The sequence below is a fragment of the Bacillus sp. UNCCL81 genome, from assembly GCF_900112535.1.
In the GTDB taxonomy this organism is placed as follows: domain Bacteria; phylum Bacillota; class Bacilli; order Bacillales; family Bacillaceae_G; genus Gottfriedia; species Gottfriedia luciferensis_B.
Genome location: NZ_FOMF01000006.1, coordinates 43903 through 63674 on the forward strand (window position 1 = coordinate 43903; position 19772 = coordinate 63674).

13 protein-coding genes are annotated in these 19772 nt (G+C 31.9%); 9 read left to right on the forward strand and 4 right to left on the reverse strand.

The features are described 5' to 3' along the window. The first annotated feature begins 11 nt into the window (after positions 1–11). Positions 12–545: a competence protein ComK gene (locus BM319_RS14095; protein ID WP_069033799.1), complete on the forward strand. Its 534-nt coding sequence runs from the start codon at positions 12–14 to the stop codon at positions 543–545. 93 nt (positions 546–638) lie between these two features. On the opposite strand, the gene BM319_RS14100 is transcribed toward BM319_RS14095, so the two are convergent. Beyond that, positions 639–1547 carry an accessory Sec system S-layer assembly protein gene (locus BM319_RS14100; RefSeq protein ID WP_069033800.1) on the reverse strand — a complete coding sequence of 303 codons (909 nt, stop codon included), beginning with the start codon at positions 1545–1547 and terminating at the stop codon, positions 639–641. Further along, the gene (gene secA2, locus BM319_RS14105) at positions 1531–3915 is read right to left on the reverse strand and encodes an accessory Sec system translocase SecA2 (protein WP_091023301.1); all 2385 of its coding nucleotides are present in this window, start codon (positions 3913–3915) and stop codon (positions 1531–1533) included. Before secA2 ends, BM319_RS14100 begins: the two co-directional genes overlap by 17 nt. Positions 3916–4196: 281 nt before the next feature. On the opposite strand from secA2, the gene BM319_RS14110 reads away from it, so the two are divergent. Both BM319_RS14110 and BM319_RS14115 read left to right on the forward strand, forming a co-directional pair. Further along, a complete protein-coding gene (locus BM319_RS14110; protein ID WP_091023302.1) occupies positions 4197–5846 on the forward strand; it encodes a PQQ-binding-like beta-propeller repeat protein in 1650 nt (549 codons plus the stop codon). A 184-nt stretch (positions 5847–6030) separates the two neighbouring features. Beyond that, on the forward strand, positions 6031–6624 hold the full coding sequence (locus tag BM319_RS14115) for a YARHG domain-containing protein (protein WP_091023304.1): 594 nt from the start codon (positions 6031–6033) through the stop codon (positions 6622–6624). A gap of 108 nt (positions 6625–6732) precedes the next feature. Here BM319_RS14115 and BM319_RS14120 read toward each other — a convergent pair whose 3' ends face one another. Further along, positions 6733–8115 carry a M48 family metallopeptidase gene (locus BM319_RS14120; protein WP_091023306.1) on the reverse strand — a complete coding sequence of 461 codons (1383 nt, stop codon included), beginning with the start codon at positions 8113–8115 and terminating at the stop codon, positions 6733–6735. Between the two features lie 246 nt (positions 8116–8361). On the opposite strand from BM319_RS14120, the gene BM319_RS14125 reads away from it, so the two are divergent. From BM319_RS14125 to BM319_RS14140, 4 genes are all read left to right on the forward strand, one after another. Beyond that, complete coding sequence (locus BM319_RS14125; RefSeq protein WP_091023308.1) at positions 8362–9660, forward strand: TcaA 3rd/4th domain-containing protein; 1299 nt, start codon at positions 8362–8364, stop codon at positions 9658–9660. Positions 9661–9885: 225 nt separating this feature from the next. After that, the gene (locus BM319_RS14130; RefSeq protein WP_025569083.1) at positions 9886–10503 is read left to right on the forward strand and encodes a lysozyme family protein; all 618 of its coding nucleotides are present in this window, start codon (positions 9886–9888) and stop codon (positions 10501–10503) included. Between the two features lie 330 nt (positions 10504–10833). Then, positions 10834–13644: an SH3 domain-containing protein gene (locus BM319_RS14135; protein ID WP_175495616.1), complete on the forward strand. Its 2811-nt coding sequence runs from the start codon at positions 10834–10836 to the stop codon at positions 13642–13644. A gap of 128 nt (positions 13645–13772) precedes the next feature. Next, entirely contained in the window at positions 13773–15446 is a 1674-nt protein-coding gene (locus BM319_RS14140; RefSeq protein ID WP_091023312.1) for an Ig-like domain-containing protein, read from the forward strand. 538 nt (positions 15447–15984) lie between these two features. Here BM319_RS14140 and BM319_RS14145 read toward each other — a convergent pair. Then, positions 15985–16641 (reverse strand): sugar transferase, encoded by a 657-nt coding sequence (locus tag BM319_RS14145; RefSeq protein WP_025671303.1) that lies wholly within the window; start codon positions 16639–16641, stop codon positions 15985–15987. Positions 16642–17970: 1329 nt separating this feature from the next. On the opposite strand from BM319_RS14145, the gene BM319_RS14150 reads away from it, so the two are divergent. Continuing rightward, positions 17971–18591: a YigZ family protein gene (locus tag BM319_RS14150; RefSeq protein ID WP_069033807.1), complete on the forward strand. Its 621-nt coding sequence runs from the start codon at positions 17971–17973 to the stop codon at positions 18589–18591. A gap of 84 nt (positions 18592–18675) precedes the next feature. Continuing rightward, on the forward strand, positions 18676–19719 hold the full coding sequence (locus tag BM319_RS14155) for an LCP family protein (protein WP_084006880.1): 1044 nt from the start codon (positions 18676–18678) through the stop codon (positions 19717–19719). Positions 19720–19772 lie beyond the last annotated feature (53 nt).

The following is a 19772-nucleotide window of genomic DNA, read 5'->3' on the forward strand; positions in this document are numbered from 1 at the left end:
AGGAGGCACATATGTCAAAATTAGATTATGTTGTATCGTATGAAACAATGCTGATTGAAGCTGCGGATCATCCAGAGTATTTAACCAAAATAACAGATAAAAACAAAGGAGTGATCTATTCAAAGCGGCCAATGAAAGTAATCTTGAAAGAATCAGCCCTCTACCATAATCAATCTATTAAAGGTCATCTCGAAGTCGTAAAAAGTAAATACCCAACTATGAAAAAGATTCCTCTTATGATTAATCCCACATTATCTATTATTATGATTCCTACATCTTCGCAAAATAACATATCTTGCAAATGGCTAAATTTTATCCAAATAAATAAATATATAAAAGAAAAAAGAAAAACAAGAATACAGTTTAGGAATGGAGAAGAGAGGATATTCTCAATTTCTTATTACATTTTTGATAAACAAGTTAGTAAAGCAACAAAGATTATTAGTATGTATTTAAGTCAGAAAGTGGAATATAAACTAAAATCAGATGAAGAAAAGTTAATGATGATTAAGGAATTAATAGAAGGATATTCTTTTGATGGGTAGGCTAGAGGCAAGAAATACAAAAAAGCAGGCCTTAAGATCTTATCGATCGTAAATCCTGCTTTAAACACTGTGAATCTATTCTTTAATTATGCCTTAAATAACTTCTTGTTCAGGAATTCTGATTGTCCATTGTGAGAACGCATTTATTTCTACTAGTTCTTTAGGGAAGATAAATGTCCATGGTTTACTCGTATTTGCCTGGATTGTTAATGGAGGTAGTGTGAATAAGCCTTTCGCAATTATTTCGCCATTCTCATTTAACATTTCCAGTGGTAGTAATTCTAGACTAACAGCTTGTGTTGATCCATTTCGAACTAAAATATTAACGCCTAAGTTGCCTTCTTCATTATAGCTTGCTCGTAAAGCATGTAAGCTCACTTCATTTATACGTAATTTAGGTAAAGAATTTACAAGATTGCTTAATTCTGTAATTTGTTCTTCAGTAAGTCGACCTTCCCATGTTGGATCTATATCTAATCGGTGGATAGTTTTTGATAAATCAAATGCTAACTCAAAACCTTTTTCAGGCAAGTCCTCTTTTAGTAAATACTCTCGTTCAAAAACAAAGCGCCATGGGCGGCTACTGCAAGGAGGCATTTCGCCAAGCTCTTCTAGTCTAAAGCCTTTTTTAGCTAATAGTTCTCCTTCTTCACTAATCAATAATAGAATAGCATCTTCTAAACGAACTAATTTTTCTAAACTGTTACGAACAAATGCTGTAACAGTTGCACTTCCGTCATCATTAGTTTCAAGTTCGATTGCAGATAATGATAATTGATTTGGTTTTAAAGGAGAAAGCTCGTTGTTTAAAAATTGATAAACATAACGCTTTTCATCCTCAATATGCATTAATGGATGGAATGAAATTTTAGGAAAAATTTCAACCACTTCATTTTCTTCAACTTGAACTGCTTGATCAGTAGATGTTTGTTGCAATAAATCACTCGATGAAACTGTTGAATCTTTACCCTTTTGTAATAAACGCTTAATCGATGATAACATTTTGTTTTTCTACCCCCTGTGGACAAGATAATTCTTGGAATGTTGAAGCAAGATTTGCTGATATTTCTTGTTGTATCGAGTTATAAGTATGTTCAAACAGAGTAAATCCATCAAATTCATATAGTCGGATTGGATCTTCTTGTTGATACTGTCTTAAGTGTATCCCCTCAATCAATTGTTGTAAATGCTCTAAATGTTCAGTCCAATATAAATCTATCGTACTTAATGCCGTGCTTTTTAAAATACTAATAAGTATTATTTTTTTCTCTTCCTCTATACCGCTTAATACATCTTTATATACTGAAAAAGCTTCTTTAACGTTATGCCAAATCTCTTGTTCAGTATTAAAATGTTCAATATCTATTCGAAGTGGTGGTATAAGTTGTTCAAGTGCTATTTTTCCTTCAAGTAGATCCCAATCTTCAGGTGTACTATCTTTAGGATAGAATTGCATTAATAAGTGATTAACAGTTTCTTCAGCTTGACCAATAAACCAGTCTAAACCAGTTTCATTTTGTAACAAGTTATTTCTTAATTTATAAATAATACGTCGATGTTCATTTGCAACACCATCTAATTTAAGCTGCCATTCACGAATTGAAGATTGTTTTCCTTCACAGAGCTTTTGTGTAGATGAAACAAAGTCTTGGATCGTAGAATTTAGTACTTTACCAAATTGATCAGCCTGTAGATTCTTAAATAATTTCTCTAGCTTTTCTGGATTATATTTTTCAAATAATTCATCTTCTAATGACAGATAGAATTGAGATGAACCAGTGTCCCCTTGTCTCCCTGCACGCCCTCTTAATTGGAAATCAATGCGCTCACTTTCATGACGTTCGGTTCCAATTACATGAAGACCCCCTAAATCTGATACACCTTCAGCTAATAAGATATCAGTCCCTCGACCCGCCATATTGGTTGAAATGGTAATCATACCTATTTGCCCAGCTATGGCAATCATCTTTGCCTCTTCTTCAACATTTTTTGCATTAAGGAGCTGAAACTTTATCGATTCTTTTTCTAATAATTCTGCGAGTACTTCAGATTGACGAATGGAGGCTGTTCCAATTAGAATTGGTTGTCCCTTTTTATGTCGTAATTTTACATCTTCTAGAACTGCTCTGAGTTTTTCTTCTGTTTTTTCAAACACAATATCCTCATGGTCAATACGAATTACCGGTTTATTAGTAGGAATTCGAATAACTTCCATGTTATAAATTTGTAGGAGTTCCTTTTCTTCCGTTTTTGCAGTTCCAGTCATGCCAGAAAGAATTGGGTACATCCGGAAATAATTTTGTATTGTTACTGATGCAACCGTATGATTTTCTTCAGTTGTTTTTAACCCTTCCTTTGCCTCGATTGCTTGATGGAGACCGTTACTTAATGAGCGTCCCTCCATAATTCGGCCAGTAAATAAGTCAATTAGTCTAATTTCGCCTTCTTGAATAATATAATCAACATCGCGTTGGAATACTAAATCGGCTTGCAATGCGTTATGAACATAGTGGAAAAGCGTTGTATGTTCTAGGTCATATAAATTTTCAATCATAAAGGCTTTTTCAATCTTTGAGATCCCTTTTTCAGTTAAAGTAATTGCTTTAGTTTCTTGATCTAAAAAATAATCCCTATCGTTTATAAACGTACGAATAAAGCGTGCACAAAGCGAGTATAAGTGTGACTGTGCGGGTTTTTTTCCTGCAATAATTAATGGTGTCTTTGCTTCATCTATTAATATTGAGTCGACTTCATCAATAATTGCATAATGGTATGGGCGTTGAACTTGATCAACTAAAGAAGTAACCATATTATCTCGTAAATAATCAAAACCAAATTCTGTTCCGATTCCATAAGTGATATCTGCATTGTAAGCAGCTTTTTTAGCCTCTAGAGTTAAGTTGGGAATGTTTAAACCTACTGTAAGACCTAAAAATTTGTGAATTTGCCCAATTTGATCCGCATCGCGTCGGGCTAAATATTCGTTTATGGTAATAATATGCACGCCCTTTCCCTCAAGCGCACGAGTATAGGCAGGTAATGAAGAAACTAATGTTTTTCCTTCCCCAGTAGGCATTTCAGCAATATTTCCATCTAGTAATGCAAGTCCACCAATTAATTGAACATCATTAGGGCGCATCCCTAAAACACGTTTTGATGCTTCACGTACTAGAGCAAAAGCATCTATTGTAATTTCATGAGTAACGGCTTCGTTATTAGAAATTTTTTGCTTTAATAGATCAGTAAATTTACGCAAATCTTCATCTAGAAGACTTTCATAGAATGGCTCTTTTGTATTTATCTCTTGAACAACTTTTTCATACTCTTTTAATTTTCGATTGCCAATAATTTTTTGCAAAGTCTGGATCAAGGGTGTTCCCTCCTGAGCTGGTAATCTATCAAGCCTCTTCTTTAAATGTATCATAAGTTTTACGGGACTCAAGGTGTAAATAGTGGGAATTTATAGAAAAGATTGAAAATTATATTATTAATACTAAAGTAAAAATCATTAGGAATCAAAATGAAGCGATCAATCTTTAAGTAAAAATAACTAGTTAATTTCAAAATGTGACAAATTGCTTACTTCCTATTATATATAATCTTAGTAGTTTCATATTAATAGTCTACTAAGATATGAGGGAGAGAGCTTAATTGAAGACAAAGATCGGTATAATCTTTTCTGCTGCAATACTTTTAACAAGTATATTTAGTTCACCATCGTTGAAACATAGAGGCACAAAACATGAGACCAATTTAATAAGTAATAATGAAGTAAAAGCTGCAACAGATCAAAAGAGTAGTGAGCAATCGACACTTCAAAAGGTTGAGACAAATCAATCAAAAAAATGGGAAGCACTACAACTGAATCCACTCCCAAGTAGTAAAAACTTATCGTATAGTTTCAGTAATAGTACAAAAGTGTTTACGAGGCCTTTCCCAGAGCAGTATCAAACGATTAATGGAATATTGAGCTTTCGAGGCGGACCTTTCCGAAATAACGGTTCGATGGGAACGACAATTATTTCAAAGCAAATGTTAGTTAAGAGCTGGTCGTTTCAAACTTCTTCTTCATCTGGATGGGGCGGGGGATCAGGATGGACTGGCCAACCTAGTGTAATTGAATGGAAACCACAAGAACAAAAAATTATGAATTTATATTCTCAATTTAAAACAAAGTCAAATTTTAAAGAAGTAGTCTATGGATCTTTAGATGGAAGAGTTTACTTTTTAGACTTAGCAACAGGTAAGAAAACAAGAAATCCAATTAATATTCAAAATCCAATTAAGGGTAGTGTAGCTCTTGATCCACGTGGTTATCCTCTTTTATATGTTGGACAAGGTATACCACAAACCGGAAAAATAGGTATGAGGATTTTTAGTCTGATTGATGGCTCTCAATTAGCATTTATTCCAGGAATTGATTCTTATTCTTTTCGCGGTTGGGGAGCTTTTGATGGCTCTGCGTTATTTAACCGTGAAGATGATGCTATGTTAGTCGGCGGGGAAAATGGACTAGTTTATTTTATAAAACTAAATACTAAATATGATCCAAAGGCTCAAAAGATAAAAATTTCTCCAGTAATTTCAAAATATCGATATAAACTTAAAAATAATTCTTATCAAGGTATTGAAAATTCAGTAGCGGTATTTAAAAATATTGCATACTTCGCCGATAATGGTGGTGGTATTCAAGCGCTGGATATTATTAAGAAAAGGCCAATTTGGGCAAATAATGCATATGATGATACGGATGCGTCAATTGTCATAGAGAATTCAAATGGTACACCGTTTTTATACACAGGTTCTGAAATCGATAAACAAGGAACTAAAGGCTATGCACGCATTCAAAAGTTAAATGGGCTTACTGGTAAAGTAATTTGGGAGAAGAAGATACCCGGTTATTCGATAAAAGGTAATCATCCTGTTAATGGTGGACTGTTAGCGACGCCAATTGTTGGAACCGGGCCATTAAAAGGGCAGGTTATTTTTAATATTTCAAGGTATAAAAGGATGAATGGGGGCTTGTTAATTAGCTATGATACTGTTACGGGGAAAGAAAAATGGCATTTAGAGTTACCAAACTATGCTTGGTCATCTACAGTAGCGGTTTATACAAAGGACAATAAAGCTTACTTCATTCAAGGTGATTCCGTTGGTAACCTGTACTTAATAAGTGGTAGCGGAAAAATTATTAATAAGATCAATCTAGGTGCAAATATTGAGGCGTCTCCAGTTGTAGTTGGACAACAAGTAATTGTTGGAACTAGAGGAGGTAAATATATTAGCGTCAATATTAAATAATTATAGTGATGAATGATCCCTAATTCCGTTTGCGGAGCTAGGGATTTCTTGTTATTTGATAAAGTCTTTTCAATTGTGTTAATAACGTATTAAACTTCTATTAAAAGAATTGGATTTTAAGCAAATAGATTAGATAATATGATAAGTGTATTTATTTATAACTGTATCAGGGGAGTGAAAGAATTTGGCTAATAAGGCAGAAAACAATGTTGAAAGTCGTTCAGAACATAGAAAACTTAAGAATAAGGAAGATGGTTTAAGTAGTAAACGATATTTTTCGTTAATACTCTCGATAGCTGGAGTACTTATAATTGGTGCTACAGCAATTTTTTATGTTTACCCAAAAATAATGAATGAAGGTAATATTCATCCGCAAAATGCTTCTACACAGGCAGCAGCGGATAAGGAAGTAAAAAAAGAAGCAAAGAGTGAAAAGGCGACTGAAACAAAAACTAAGGAAGTTGCTAAAGAAACAACTAAGAAGGAAGCGACTTCTAAGGAAACAAAAGTCACCGATGAAGAAAAGCAATCAAAAGATTATGTTTTACCGGAAAGTAATAGTAGAAAACTAACGAATGCAGATCTAATAAAATTAGCTCCTAATGAATTGCGTTTAGCTAGAAATGAGATTTATGCTAGGCATGGTTTAGTATTTAAATCTAGTGACTTGACGATTTATTTCAGCTCGAAGTCTTGGTATAAACCTAATCCAGCATATGGCGGAGAGCTTAATGATGTTGAAAAATATAATTTAAGTTTAATTAAATCTAGGGAATAGTTGGAAAATGACAGTTACATCAAAAGCTAGTAAAAAAGCAAAGTTCAGTGATTGATGAACTTTGCTTTTTTACTGACGCTTTTTGATAAGGAAATACTTGAGTATGTCTTAAAGTTTAATCTCGGTTACTTGACTATCTAACCATTTTAAGATTTTCTTTGCTCCATTTTTCTTAGCTACTTCTTTTACTGTCATTCCTTCCACATTCTTTATTGATAAGTCGGCACCTTTTTTTATTAGATACTGGAATGTTTTTACATCATCAACTTCATAAGTTGTATCAAAAATAGGTGATTCTCCTGAACTGTCTTGCTGGTTTATATCTGCCCCGTATTTTAGTAGTAAGTCAATTGATTGCTTGTCTCCCATAGAAGCAGCGGCGTGTAAGATTGTCCAATCATCTGCATCTCCTATAGAAGGATTAGCTCCGTTATCAAGTAATAACTTTAAAATTTCCAAGTTAAGATGATCTTCATCAGTATATGAAGCTTTGAGAAGTGGAGATTCGTAGTTATCATTCAATTCATTTACGTCTGCTCCTTCGTCAATTAACTTTTTAACTTGTTCAATATCGTTATCAAGTACTGCTTGCGTTAATGGTGTTTCCGCAGCTAAAAAGCCATCAACGAATGATTGTGCTAGCGGAATCGCTTTTTCTACTAATAAACCTGCACCGGCTATAACCCCGAATGACAAACCGAATACAATTACTGCAATTCCGTATACGCGTTTTGGTGTTTTAAATTTAATATCACTTTCTACATTATTAAAATGATGCAAAGCGTTAATACGTTTAGGTAAAGTTGGATGGGACATTAATCGTTCACTTAACCAAATTAAAAAGCCTTTTTCATTACTACTATTTAATAAATATTCACGCTGATCAATTTGTTGATAATATTTCCGACCAACGGCTAACATTGTAAGTGCTTGAGTCGATGCTTCAAAATCATTTATATAATGACTAGCCATTCGATCGCTTGTATACTCACATGCACGGGAATATGCCGAGCCTAAAAAAGGAACCCAATTTGCAGGCAATACTAAAGCCTGTTTTAGAAGATGGTTTCGTTTAATATGTGCAAGTTCGTGTGCAATCACGAAATCAACTACTTTTGGATTTGATTCAATCTCTTCGAATAGATCTGAATATAAAACAATCATATTTCGTCCAAAGAATCGCGTAGCAAAGGCGTTTAACAGTCCTCCTGATTGGACTACATACACATCCGGTAGAAAATAAAAGCCCATTTCCTTTGAAATTTCTCTTGTTCTGAAATATACCTCTGGAAATTGTTTTTCAGTAATCTTAACGCCATTTATACGTATGTGGGCAGTGAAAATTAAATGGGCAAAGAGTGGTAAAACAATTAAAATTCCTAAAATAATAAGACCAACAACACTTAAAATAAGTAAAAAATAAATTGGAATACTAAAAAGTAAAAGTAATATAAAATAAATCGATTCTTTCCTATTAACTAACGGCTTCAATTTTTCTCCTCCTATACCTCAACTCCTATAGTTTAACAAGTAAATGGAAAGGATGTCATACATATATTTAAGAGAAATGAAACCAATTACTTCCACTAAATAATAAAAAAATTTCTTTTTACCCTTTAAATAAAAAATAGTATGATAGACTATAGTTTACTTTTTTAAGTATTTATTTAGATTCAATTTATATATTAAAAACATGCACTATAATAGAATGAAAATTTAAGGGGAAGTTAAAAATAAATGGAAACTCAGTTAAGAGAACAAAATTCCTTGTCAAGAGCGGGTATACGAACAATGCGAAAAACACGAATACCTAGTTTTAAAAGAAAATGGATGTTTATTTTAATACCAATTATCGTGATATTAATTACACATTTAACGTTAAATTACTTAAATTCGCCTAAAAGATTAGTGAAGATTTTTGATAAAGCTGTGTCAGATAATAATTTTAAAGAAGTCACACATATGTTACAAAAAGGCGGTACCGGGGCATCCTTAGATGAAGAATCGGTAATCGCATTTATGGATTACTTAAATAGCTATAATGTATTAGATAAATTAGACGATATGATTCAAAATAATAAAGTAATTAATAGTAAGTTAATAGATGGTCGTGGAAATTATGTGCTTTCAATTAAAAAGGGTAGTAAATTTTTAGGGATTTATCAAACGTATTTAATAAGTGCCCAACCATTCGAATTAAAGATTTCTTCGCCAATTGATGACATTGAATTAAAATTAAATAATCATATTACTCATTTGAATAAAGACGAATATGAAACAACATACCACAAAATTTTACCTGGAAAGTACACTATGGCTATTTCATATAAAGGTGTTTATAGTGATGTTAAGGATTCAGTTGATATAGATTTTTCGTCTGCTTCAAAAAATAAGTTATCACAAGAATTAACTTTTAATGTTAGTTATGTCCAAATTTACTCAAACGAACCTGAGGCAGAACTATTTGTAAATGGAAAAGATACGGGGCAAAAAGTAAGTGAACTAGACCGTTTTGGTCCATTTTTATTAAATGGTAAAACAGTAGTTCACGCAGAAATTGAAAAGAATGGTGAATTATTTAAAACGGATGATATTCCGGTTACAGGAAAATATGTAGATTTAATGTTTGATACGCCAGTAGAAAATCAGGACACTACAGATCAAAAAGATGGTTTCTTTGCAGGACTTAAACGATTTTTTGATAAGTATTTACCAAGTCCTAAGCCTTCTTCTGATTTAGAAGAAAAGCAACTAATCAACGGCTTGTTTAATCAAAATGGCCAAGCATTCTTACAGTCTAAGGAATATCAAGACAAAATTAAGAAAAAAGATACAACGCAAAAACTCACAAGCTTTTCTATGAAAAATTCAAAGCAAGATGATTCGGGTATGATCATTACAACAAATGAGTCGTATGAGATAACTGATAAACATGGTAAAACTAAAATGAAATCATTTGAAATTACTTACCACTTCTCAAGAGAAAATGATGAATTAAAAATGGATCGTATAGTAGAAGTGAAAGAGTTAAAGTAAATTGTAGAAAAGAGTCCAATTTAGGTTGGACTCTTTTTGATTTCAGAGTTGGAAGATTTCACAATTATTAAGCTAGGATTAAAAGAGCACAATCCTTATTAAATGATTATTATAAGAAATATTTCTTTTTTCACATTTTAATGTCAAATATATGTAGTTTTATCACATTGCTTTTTTAAATAGGAATATTCGTTATAATGTATTAAAGAGAAATGTTTGGAGGTAATGAAAAAGAATAGAATGTGGAAATTTATTAAAAAACTTCTTTTATTTACACTTCTGATATCAATTATTGGGTTATTTGCGATCTATCGTTACTATTTCCAAGATGTATTGAAGTATGAAACACAAGTTTACACTGAATTAAAGACATCTAATTTAGAAGAATATACACCTTTATTACTAGGACTAATGATGCAAGAAACGAAGGGTAAAGGAAAAGATCCAATGCAGGCTTCAGAATCACTAGGGCTAGCAAAGGATAGTATTCAAGATACTTCAAAAAGCATACAGCAAGGGGTATCACACTTTAAAGACGTGTATTCCTATGGTAAAAAGCAAGGCGTTGATTTACAAACCATAATACAAAGTTACAATATGGGGATTGCTTATATTGATTTTGTAAAAACACATGGAGGTAAACATACAGATCAACTTGCTAAAACTTATTCTCTATCGATGGTGGAGAAGAATCCTGAGCTTTATACGTGTAATAATAATAAGAAAAATTTCAGATATCCATATTGTTATGGTGACTTCACATATAGTCAAAAAGTAATGAAGAAAACAAAGTACTTCGAGATTTTAGTTCCGCTTAAAAATAATATAGTAGGAAAACCATAGTCCATTAAGAAGAGATAAATGTCTTCTTTATGGACTTTTTAACTTTTATTCTAGAATTGTGTCAATTTAATTACAAAATGGTTGTCCTTTCGATAAAATAAAACAATTTCCTTTTTTTACCGATATAATTATTGAAAAAACAATTCAAATTCCGACATTTTATGACTTATACTTAATTTTAGTGTAATTTTTTGTTAATTTCATTTAAAAAAAATTATAGTTTATTAATTTTACTAGTTTAATAGAATTGGATTGTTTTATTCTACGGTTTAAATGTAAAAAGGGTAAGAAAGGAAAATTTGATACATGAAAAAAATGGGAAGAGTACTTTTGGTATCAACAAGTATATTAGTAGGCACCTCCAGCATTTCCTGTCCTAATATCGGTCTGGAAACATCAAAAGCGAGTGCAGCGATCGTAAATATTAAAACGAAGTATCAAACGACAGCAAATCTCAATTTAAGGCAAGGTGCAGGTGCAACCTATAAGACATTGTTGACTATTCCAAAAGGAAAAGTAATTACTGCAACACAGAAAAATGGTAACTGGTATAAAGTAACCTACAGTGGAATAACTGGTTGGGTAAATGGTACCTATTTAAATGAATATTATACATATACTACTCAAAGTACGGCTTATTATTTTACAAATAAAACTACAAAGCTATATCCAACACCTGATACCAAAAAAGCTGCAGTATATACTGTAGTTGCGAATAATGGATTTAGCAGTACTCAAAAAGTAGTAAATAGCATTGGCCAAACTTGGTTCCGCGTCAGTTATAATGGCAAAACATTATACGTAAATAGCACTGATGTTACGAAAAGTACTGCAACTACATTTGCTCAGACAGAGTATAAAGCAATTAAAATGGCTGGTCTATATCAATCATTTGGAAATTCCTCTAAAGTACTAGCGCAAATTCCAGTTGGTACCGTTGTTACATCATCAAAACGAGTTGGTAACTGGTATTACGTTACGTTTAATGGAAAATCTGGTTATGTTTATATAAGTAACTTTACTAAAGTAACTAATACATATATTACTCAAAACACGGCTTATTATTTAACAAATAAAACTACAAAGCTATATCCAACACCTGATACAAAAAATGCTTCAGTATATACTGTAGTAGCGAATAATGGATTTATCAGTACTCAAAAAGTAGTAAATAGCATTGGCCAAACTTGGCTCCGCGTCAGTTATAATGAAAAAACATTATACGTAAATAGCGCTGATGTTACGAAAAGTGCTTTAACTACATTTGAACAGACAAAGTATAAAGCAATTAATATAGCTGGTCTATATCAATCATTTGGAAATTCGTATAAAGTGCTAGCGCATATTCCAATTGGTGCCGTTGTTTCATCATCAAAACGTATTGGTAACTGGTATAACGTTACGTTTAATGGAATAACAGGTTATGTTTATATAAGTAACTTTACTAAAGTAAATGAAATAAAATATGAAACTACAAGTACTGCATATTATTTTACGAAAGCAGTCACTAACTTATATGCAACTCCAGATGCGACAAAACCTGTAGTAACTACAGTTAATGGAGATAATGGCTTTGCTTCAACTCAAAAAGCGACAGATTTAGTAGGGAAGATATGGTATCGAATTAATTACAATGGACAAAATCTTTATGTTAAGAGTGAAGACGTAACTGCAAATAGCTTCACAACATTTACTACTACGAATTATAAGGCACTAAATGCAACATATTTATATGAATCGTTCGGCGATGCATCAAAACAGCTTATTCAAATTCCAAAAGATACAGTTATCCCGATTAGCAAAAAAATTGGTAATTGGTATAGTGTGTCTTATAACGGTGTAAATGGATATGTAAGAGCAGGAGATTTCGGAAAAAGTGATGTCGTGACGATAACGAATATAACAGATACGACGTATGTTACGACTTCAGAATTAAATTTACGTCAAACGTATGATGCTTCTTCATCATTGCTTACGGTAATACCGGTTAATATGGTTTTAATTGCAACTGATAAAACTTCTAACAATTGGTATAAGGTTAATTACAATGGGAAAACGGGATATGTATCCGGAACATATATCAAACAAGTAAAAACTGGTGACCCAATGACATCAAGAGATAGCTACCAGTTTATTGATCTGCGTACACAATCTCCTGTAACTGCTTCGCAAATTAATACCTATATTGCTAATAATGTGAAAAGTGGAGTTAAGAGTATTCTGACTGGTCAAGGACAATTATTTATTGATGCTGGAAATAAATATGGTGTAAATGCACTTTATTTAGCAGCACATGCCATTCATGAAAGTGGATTTGGTACATCTCAAATTTCATTAGGAAAAAATAACTTATTTGGATTTGGTTCATATGATTCAACGCCATATATAGCATCATATAAATTTATGAGCGTTCAGGAGAATGTAGAGTATATTGCTCGTTCAATTAAATCTACTTACTTAAATCCAAGTAACTGGAAATATAAAGGTGCATATCTTGGATTCAGTACAAAAGATATGAGCAATGTAAGAATAGATGGAGCGAGTGAAGGGATGAATTTTTATTACGCGACTGATCCAAACTGGGGTAAATTGATTGCTCAACATATGCAAAAAATTCTACCGTTTGATAAAGCGTATTATGATAAAGCTCAACCGAATACCACGATTCCAGGCAGTCCAACTACTCCTGTTGGTAGTGATGTATTCCCTGCTAATATCCAAGCGGTTGCAAAAGGAAATATTGATCTATATACCGCAAAGGGAGATACGACTAAAGTGAAATCGATTACAGCCGGTACAACTTTCCTTCTTCTTGAAAAAACAAATAATTATTGGTTTAAATTATCAATAAATGGAAATGTTTTTTGGACAAACAGTATCAAATTAAATGTATATAGCCAAACTTTATCTGTTAAAAACTTAGGTAGAGTAACAACAGATGGTTTAAACGTGCGCTCAACTGCAACTACAATTGAAAATAATGTAATTGGCACATTAAACCTTAATAATTACGTAAGTATTGTTACAAATACAGATGGTACTTTAACAATGGATAGTTCAAAAAAATGGTATAAAATCAAACTAGCGAATGGAAGCTTTGGATGGGTATCTTCAAGTTATGTTAAGCAAGAATTAAAATAATATTTTTGATGGCTCAGAAAAACTGAGCCATTTTTTTTATGAGATTTATAGACAAATAGATAGTCATGAATTGAAGTATGTTAAAATAGATTTATTGCTTAATATTTAAGTAGATTGGAGAAGATACAATGAAATCTTTTTTTCTGAAAAGTGGTTTAATAACGGCTTTATCAGTAAGTTTATTTACTGGAAAAGCTAGTGCAGAAACAAACACAGATTGGGCTTCAAAGTGTGGAGACGCTAGTAAAACTCCAGCTCCTTCTATACAACAGGTTAATTGTTTATTGACTTATGCGGCAATAAACGCCGATATTCCACCTGAGGTTGTAAAGGCAATTGCTTGGAGGGAATCTGGTTGGAACCAGAAAATGAAGTCCCTTGATGGTGGGCTTGGTATTATGCAAATTACTGAAAATACAGATCAACCTATTTATGATCAGCAACGACTAGAAAATGATATTGCATATAATATTCAAGCTGGTGTCGAGATTCTTAACGAGAAATACAATTTGAAATCAGGCGGAAACTACCTATTACCAAGAATTAGTGGTGCTAATCGTCATATTATTGAGAACTGGTATTTTCCTGTTATGGCTTATAATGGTAATGTACCTGCCAATAGTCCACTTAAACAGGAAGATGGATCGGTCAATGTAAATGCCTATCAGGAAAAAGTATTCCGAATAATAGAAGGCCAAAGCTATTTAAGGCTTGATGATGCCCCAGCGGTTTTAGCTAGGTATCCATTTAAAACGTCAGATTTTGATTATAACAAAGATAGTAAAGCACCAATTATTTTTAAAACTTCTCTTTATACAATCAATAAAGAGCTCCTTCATGATTCTCCTTTCTTCATGAAAAAGGGAGAAATTGCATACGTAACAGTAGATGGTGCTAAATTACGACCAGAACCAAATACATCGGTAGAGCAAGATAAACCAACTCCAAAGTGGGAAAGACTTGCTAAATATACACCATTAACAATTTATGACGAAATCCAGTTTGATACTAAGAGTGATGATAACCAATTCGCTTGGTTTAAAGTGAAAAGAGCAGATGGAAAAATAGGATTTATTTCATCTGCATACATTACGAAGAAATATGATTTAGTAAACCCGATTATAACTGGGGTTGCTAATGGGAAATTCTACAATAAAGATGTAAAACTTCACTTTAATGAGGGTATCGCAACTTTGAATGGTACACGTATTAATAATGACTACTTAGTTTCAAAAGCGGGAAGCTATACATTGGTAGTGAAAGATTCAGTGATGAATACAACAACTATTAAATTTACAATCGATAAAACAAAACCTACAACACCAACAATGAATACAGTTTCAGATCAATCAACTACTATTACCGGAACAGCAGAAGCAGGTTCTACAGTTAAACTATATATAAATAGTAAGCTTCAAAAAAGCACAACAGCTGCTTCAAATAAAAGCTACAAATTTACAATTTCAAAGCAAAAAAGTGGAACGACAGTTAGTGTAACTGCTACGGATAAAGCTGGAAATGTAAGTACAACAAAGTCTTTAAAAGTATTAGATAAAACACCACCAGCTCTTCCAGTTGTTAATAAAGTTACTTCAAAATCTAAAACTGTTACAGGTAGTGCTGAGAAATATGCTTCAGTGAAGATTTATCGAGGAAGCACATTAATAGGTCAAAGCTCGGTTAATTCCAGTGGTAAATTTTCTGTATCAATAAAAGTACAGAAAGCAAACACATATTTAAAGGTTTATGTCATTGATAAATCAGGAAACAAAAGTGTTCGTACAATTAAAGTTGTAAAATAGTTTAAATACGATGCGATAAGTTTTTTTCTTATTGCATTGTATTTTTTTTATTTTTCAAGTTCTTATTGGAAAGAGTAAATTTATTTGTTTCGGACTATACAATTGCTTCATTTCCAATGCTCGATAATTAAGTAGACGAGGATCTGTTTTTACAAAATATGTTTAAGAAGAATGCAATTTGTTTTTAATATGTGGATAACTTGTGAATAAAATTAATACTTATCGACAGGAAGAAAAGATTAACAATTTTCATTTTGATAGAATTTTGTCGTATCTTTATATTTCTTGCCTACTTGAATTAATTTATAAACAAGCGGTTTGTGGATAAGTATTATATGTTATCCACAAATTGTTAATAAACTTCTGAAATTGTGGGTAATTTTCGGAATTTAAAATGTTTTTTACCTTACAAAGTATTTTTATGATCAATACTATATATTATTAAAGAAATTAAAAGGCCATTTCCCAATTGAGAAATGGCCTTTTGGTGTTAAACTATTATTTTTAATAAGAGAATTTTGAACTTATCTTAAATTACTTAACGAGCACCTTCACCAGTTAAAACAACTTTAATTGTTTTAAACATAATTCGAATGTCTAACATAATTGAGCGATGTTCAATATAGTGTAAATCCAAAACTAACTTCTCTTTCGGAGTTAATTCATACCCGCCATTCACTTGTGCCCAACCTGTTAACCCTGGTTTGACTGTTAAGCGATTAGTGAAGCCTGGTACTTCATGATTAAATTTTACTAAAAAAAACGCTCTTTCTGGTCTAGGACCAACAAGACTCATATCTCCACGTAAGACATTGACGAACTGCGGTAATTCATCGATACGAGTTTTTCGAAGGAAGTGACCAAGTTTTGTAATGCGAGGATCATCCGTACTAGCCCATTGTGGTCCATTTATCTCTGCATCCATACGCATTGTTCTTAACTTGTAAATATTAAAAATCTTCCCATTTAATCCAACTCGTTCTTGGATGAAAAGAGCAGGACCAGGAGAATCAATTTTAATTAATGCGATAAAGAACAATACGAATGGTAAAGAAATCACAAACGCGAGCGACGCAAAGACTATATCCAATGTTCTTTTTATAAATGAATAAAAAATACTTTTCTTTTTTAATGACTCAAGTTGTTGAATTGAGTAGCGGCTTTCAACCTTTTGTTGAGTATTCTGTAAGGCCATTTAAACACCCCAGTTTATAATTTAGGCCCATCCTTGCAAGTGCATTGCAACATGTCCTAATGTATAACGTTTACGTTTTATAACATCATAACAATTATAAATGTTCGCAGAAAAAAATCAAATTATTTTTATGTTACAAGCTTATTACTCCACATAAAAAGTTCACAAGGGTACCTTACACTTATAGTGTGTGCAAGAATGAATTATTAATCGGCATTACAATAATTAGTAATTGATCAAACTTTTGTCCAGGTCGACTTTTTAAGTATTATTATTTTAGCTTAAAGTAAGTGGAATAATACGTCGCGTTAAAATAGCACTTTCCCAAAGGAATAAAACCCCATATAGATATTTTATCAGCTATTTGTCTTCCCTTATTTTCATACGCTATTGTAAGAAAATAAGTAAATAAAAACATTTGTTAAATAAACAAAGAATCTAACTATTTGTGGGGATTAATCTTTTTTATAACCTTAGTTTTGTAATTGGGTATGTAATAACAATATTTTGATGATTCTCCTTATAATTATTATGAATAAATATAGTTTTTTTATCCTTCCTTTAAAACCTTGTTTTTTGTTTCTCCAAAAATCAGCTCCCTCTTCGTAATTGCTCAAGAATTTTTTTACTTATTGAAAACCTCTTTTAGCACTTTTCATTGCTGTTATGTTTAATTTTGAATTAAGTAGGCGCAATTTATAATTTACGTAGTTCCATTAAGGACTATATTAATATTCAGAGAGGAGTATTGCTTTTTTATCATATGATTGTAAATAAAATGCTCTTATTAACTGCATTTTTAATTACCGCATTATTAAACTTATTACCACAGAAGAAATATGATTCTAATATTTTTGATCATTTAGGATAATCTTCTTCTTAAAAAAGGTGTAAACTTTAATTTTTAAATGAAAAAACAAATAAATTAGTGGGGATATGCCTAGAAATGACCAACGATGAAATGGATTTATCACTTAGTTTTCAATATTGTTAAATTTAATTTAAATTGAGTAGAAATCTCTTGAAGTGGTATCAGTAATTGATATAAATTTTATGCATTGTGGATAGACAGTTTGATATTCGTGCGAAAATGAAATCTTTACTTTTTTGTATGAAATGATTAAATCATAATGGTTGATCATTGAAGTTGGTTAAAATTTAAAACTAAATTATTAAGCATTATTTCTAATGTTACTGTATAAAATCTTGTCAGTAAATACTTACTTTTGAAGAATGTTAGTGTTTTTTAAGGAATGGAATGAATAATTGTAGTAATATATTGAAGTGAGTCGAAATTTTGTTTAATTTAGTCGAAAGGTTAGGTGTTAAATGCTAGCGAATTATTTCACTGTTTGTGGCTTTGGTAGTCATGAGATTGAGATTGAAAAATCGAAATTTATTTGTTACATAAATGAAGCGAAAACTGAAGTTGATGCGCAACGATTCATTTCAGAAATTAAAAAAAAGCATTTTGATGCATCACATAATTGCTCAGCTTATTTAATCGGTGAAAATGATGAAGTTCAAAAAGCCAATGATGATGGTGAACCGAGTGGTACGGCTGGAGTTCCAATGTTAGAAGTTTTGAAAAAGAGAGATTTAAAAGATACTGTTGTTGTTGTAACAAGGTATTTTGGCGGTAAAAAGCTTGGAGCAGGAGGATTAATTCGTGCATATGGACAAGCAGTCAGTGAAGGGCTAAACGCCGTTGGAATTGTTGAGCGTTCATTAGTTAAAGTAATGAACGTAAAGATAAATTATAAATTGTTAGGTAAAGTAGAGTTCGCTTTACGGAACTCGCATTATCATTTAGAAAATGTTAACCACATGGAAGAAGTAAGCTTTGAACTTTGGATTAAGATTGATGAAGTAGATATCTTCAAAAACTGGATGATTGAGTTAACAAATGGTAGTTGCCATATAAATGAAAGTATTGTTAAATACATGTAGTAGTCTAGCTTTATAAATAGTAAATTTATGACTAATTTTAAATAGAACAATCATACTAATTTTAAAGGAGGTCTATTCGAACATATGAATCAGAATCATTCTCGAAAAATGGCCAAGAAAAGAAGAAAGAAAAAGAGAGGTATAATTGCTAGGGTATTATTACTTATCATTGTAGTAGCCTTAGTGTTTGTAGGATATAAAGGCGTTAGAACATATCTTGAATTAAATAAAGCAACAAAAGGGGAAGATATTTCTTCAAACTTAAGAAATGAAAAAGTTGCAATATCGAAAGACCCAATATCTATTCTCTTCTTAGGGATTGAAAACTATTCAACCGGTGGAAAGGGTGGACGAACTGACTCGATGATCCTTGCTACCTTTAATCCAAAAGAAGAGACAATTAAAACAATGAGTATTCCTCGTGATACATATGTAAGTATCCCTGGACATGCAGATAAAACTAAAATAAACCATGCATATTCATATGGCGGTTTACAATTAACAGTTGATACAGTTGAGCAATTCTTAAATGTACCAATTGATTATTACGTTACAGTCGACTTTAATGGCTTTAAAAACATAGTTGACGCAGTTGGTGGAATTGATGTTGATGTACCATTTGATTTCTGGGAAAATACAGATACTACACCAAGGAAAAAGGTTTACTTTACAAAGGGTATGATGCATTTAGATGGACAACAGGCATTAGCATATTCACGTATGCGTAAACGTGATCCTCGTGGTGATTTTGGACGTGAAGAAAGACAACAACAAGTAATTAAAGCGATTTTAAATGAAATTAAATCACCTGAAACAATCATGAAAATGGATCAATATGCGAAAGTGTTCAGTAAAAATATTAGTACGAATATGAAAATGAGCGGTGGTATTTCACTTGCGAAGCATTTACCTAATATTACTGAAAATGACTTAGAAACAATAAAATTAAAAGGTAACGATGATACGATTCACGGTATTTACTACTATGTTCCTGAAGAGGAAAGTGTAAAAGAAATTACTAGCAAATTCCGAGTTCACTTAGGTTTAGAAAAACCATCTAAAACGAATACAACTAATACAATTAATTCAGATAGTAGTTCTGAAAATGAAAATAGTACCAATAAATAAATAGGCAGAAAGCTGATTCTTTTACAGGAATCAGCTTTTTTATTGGGTCAATC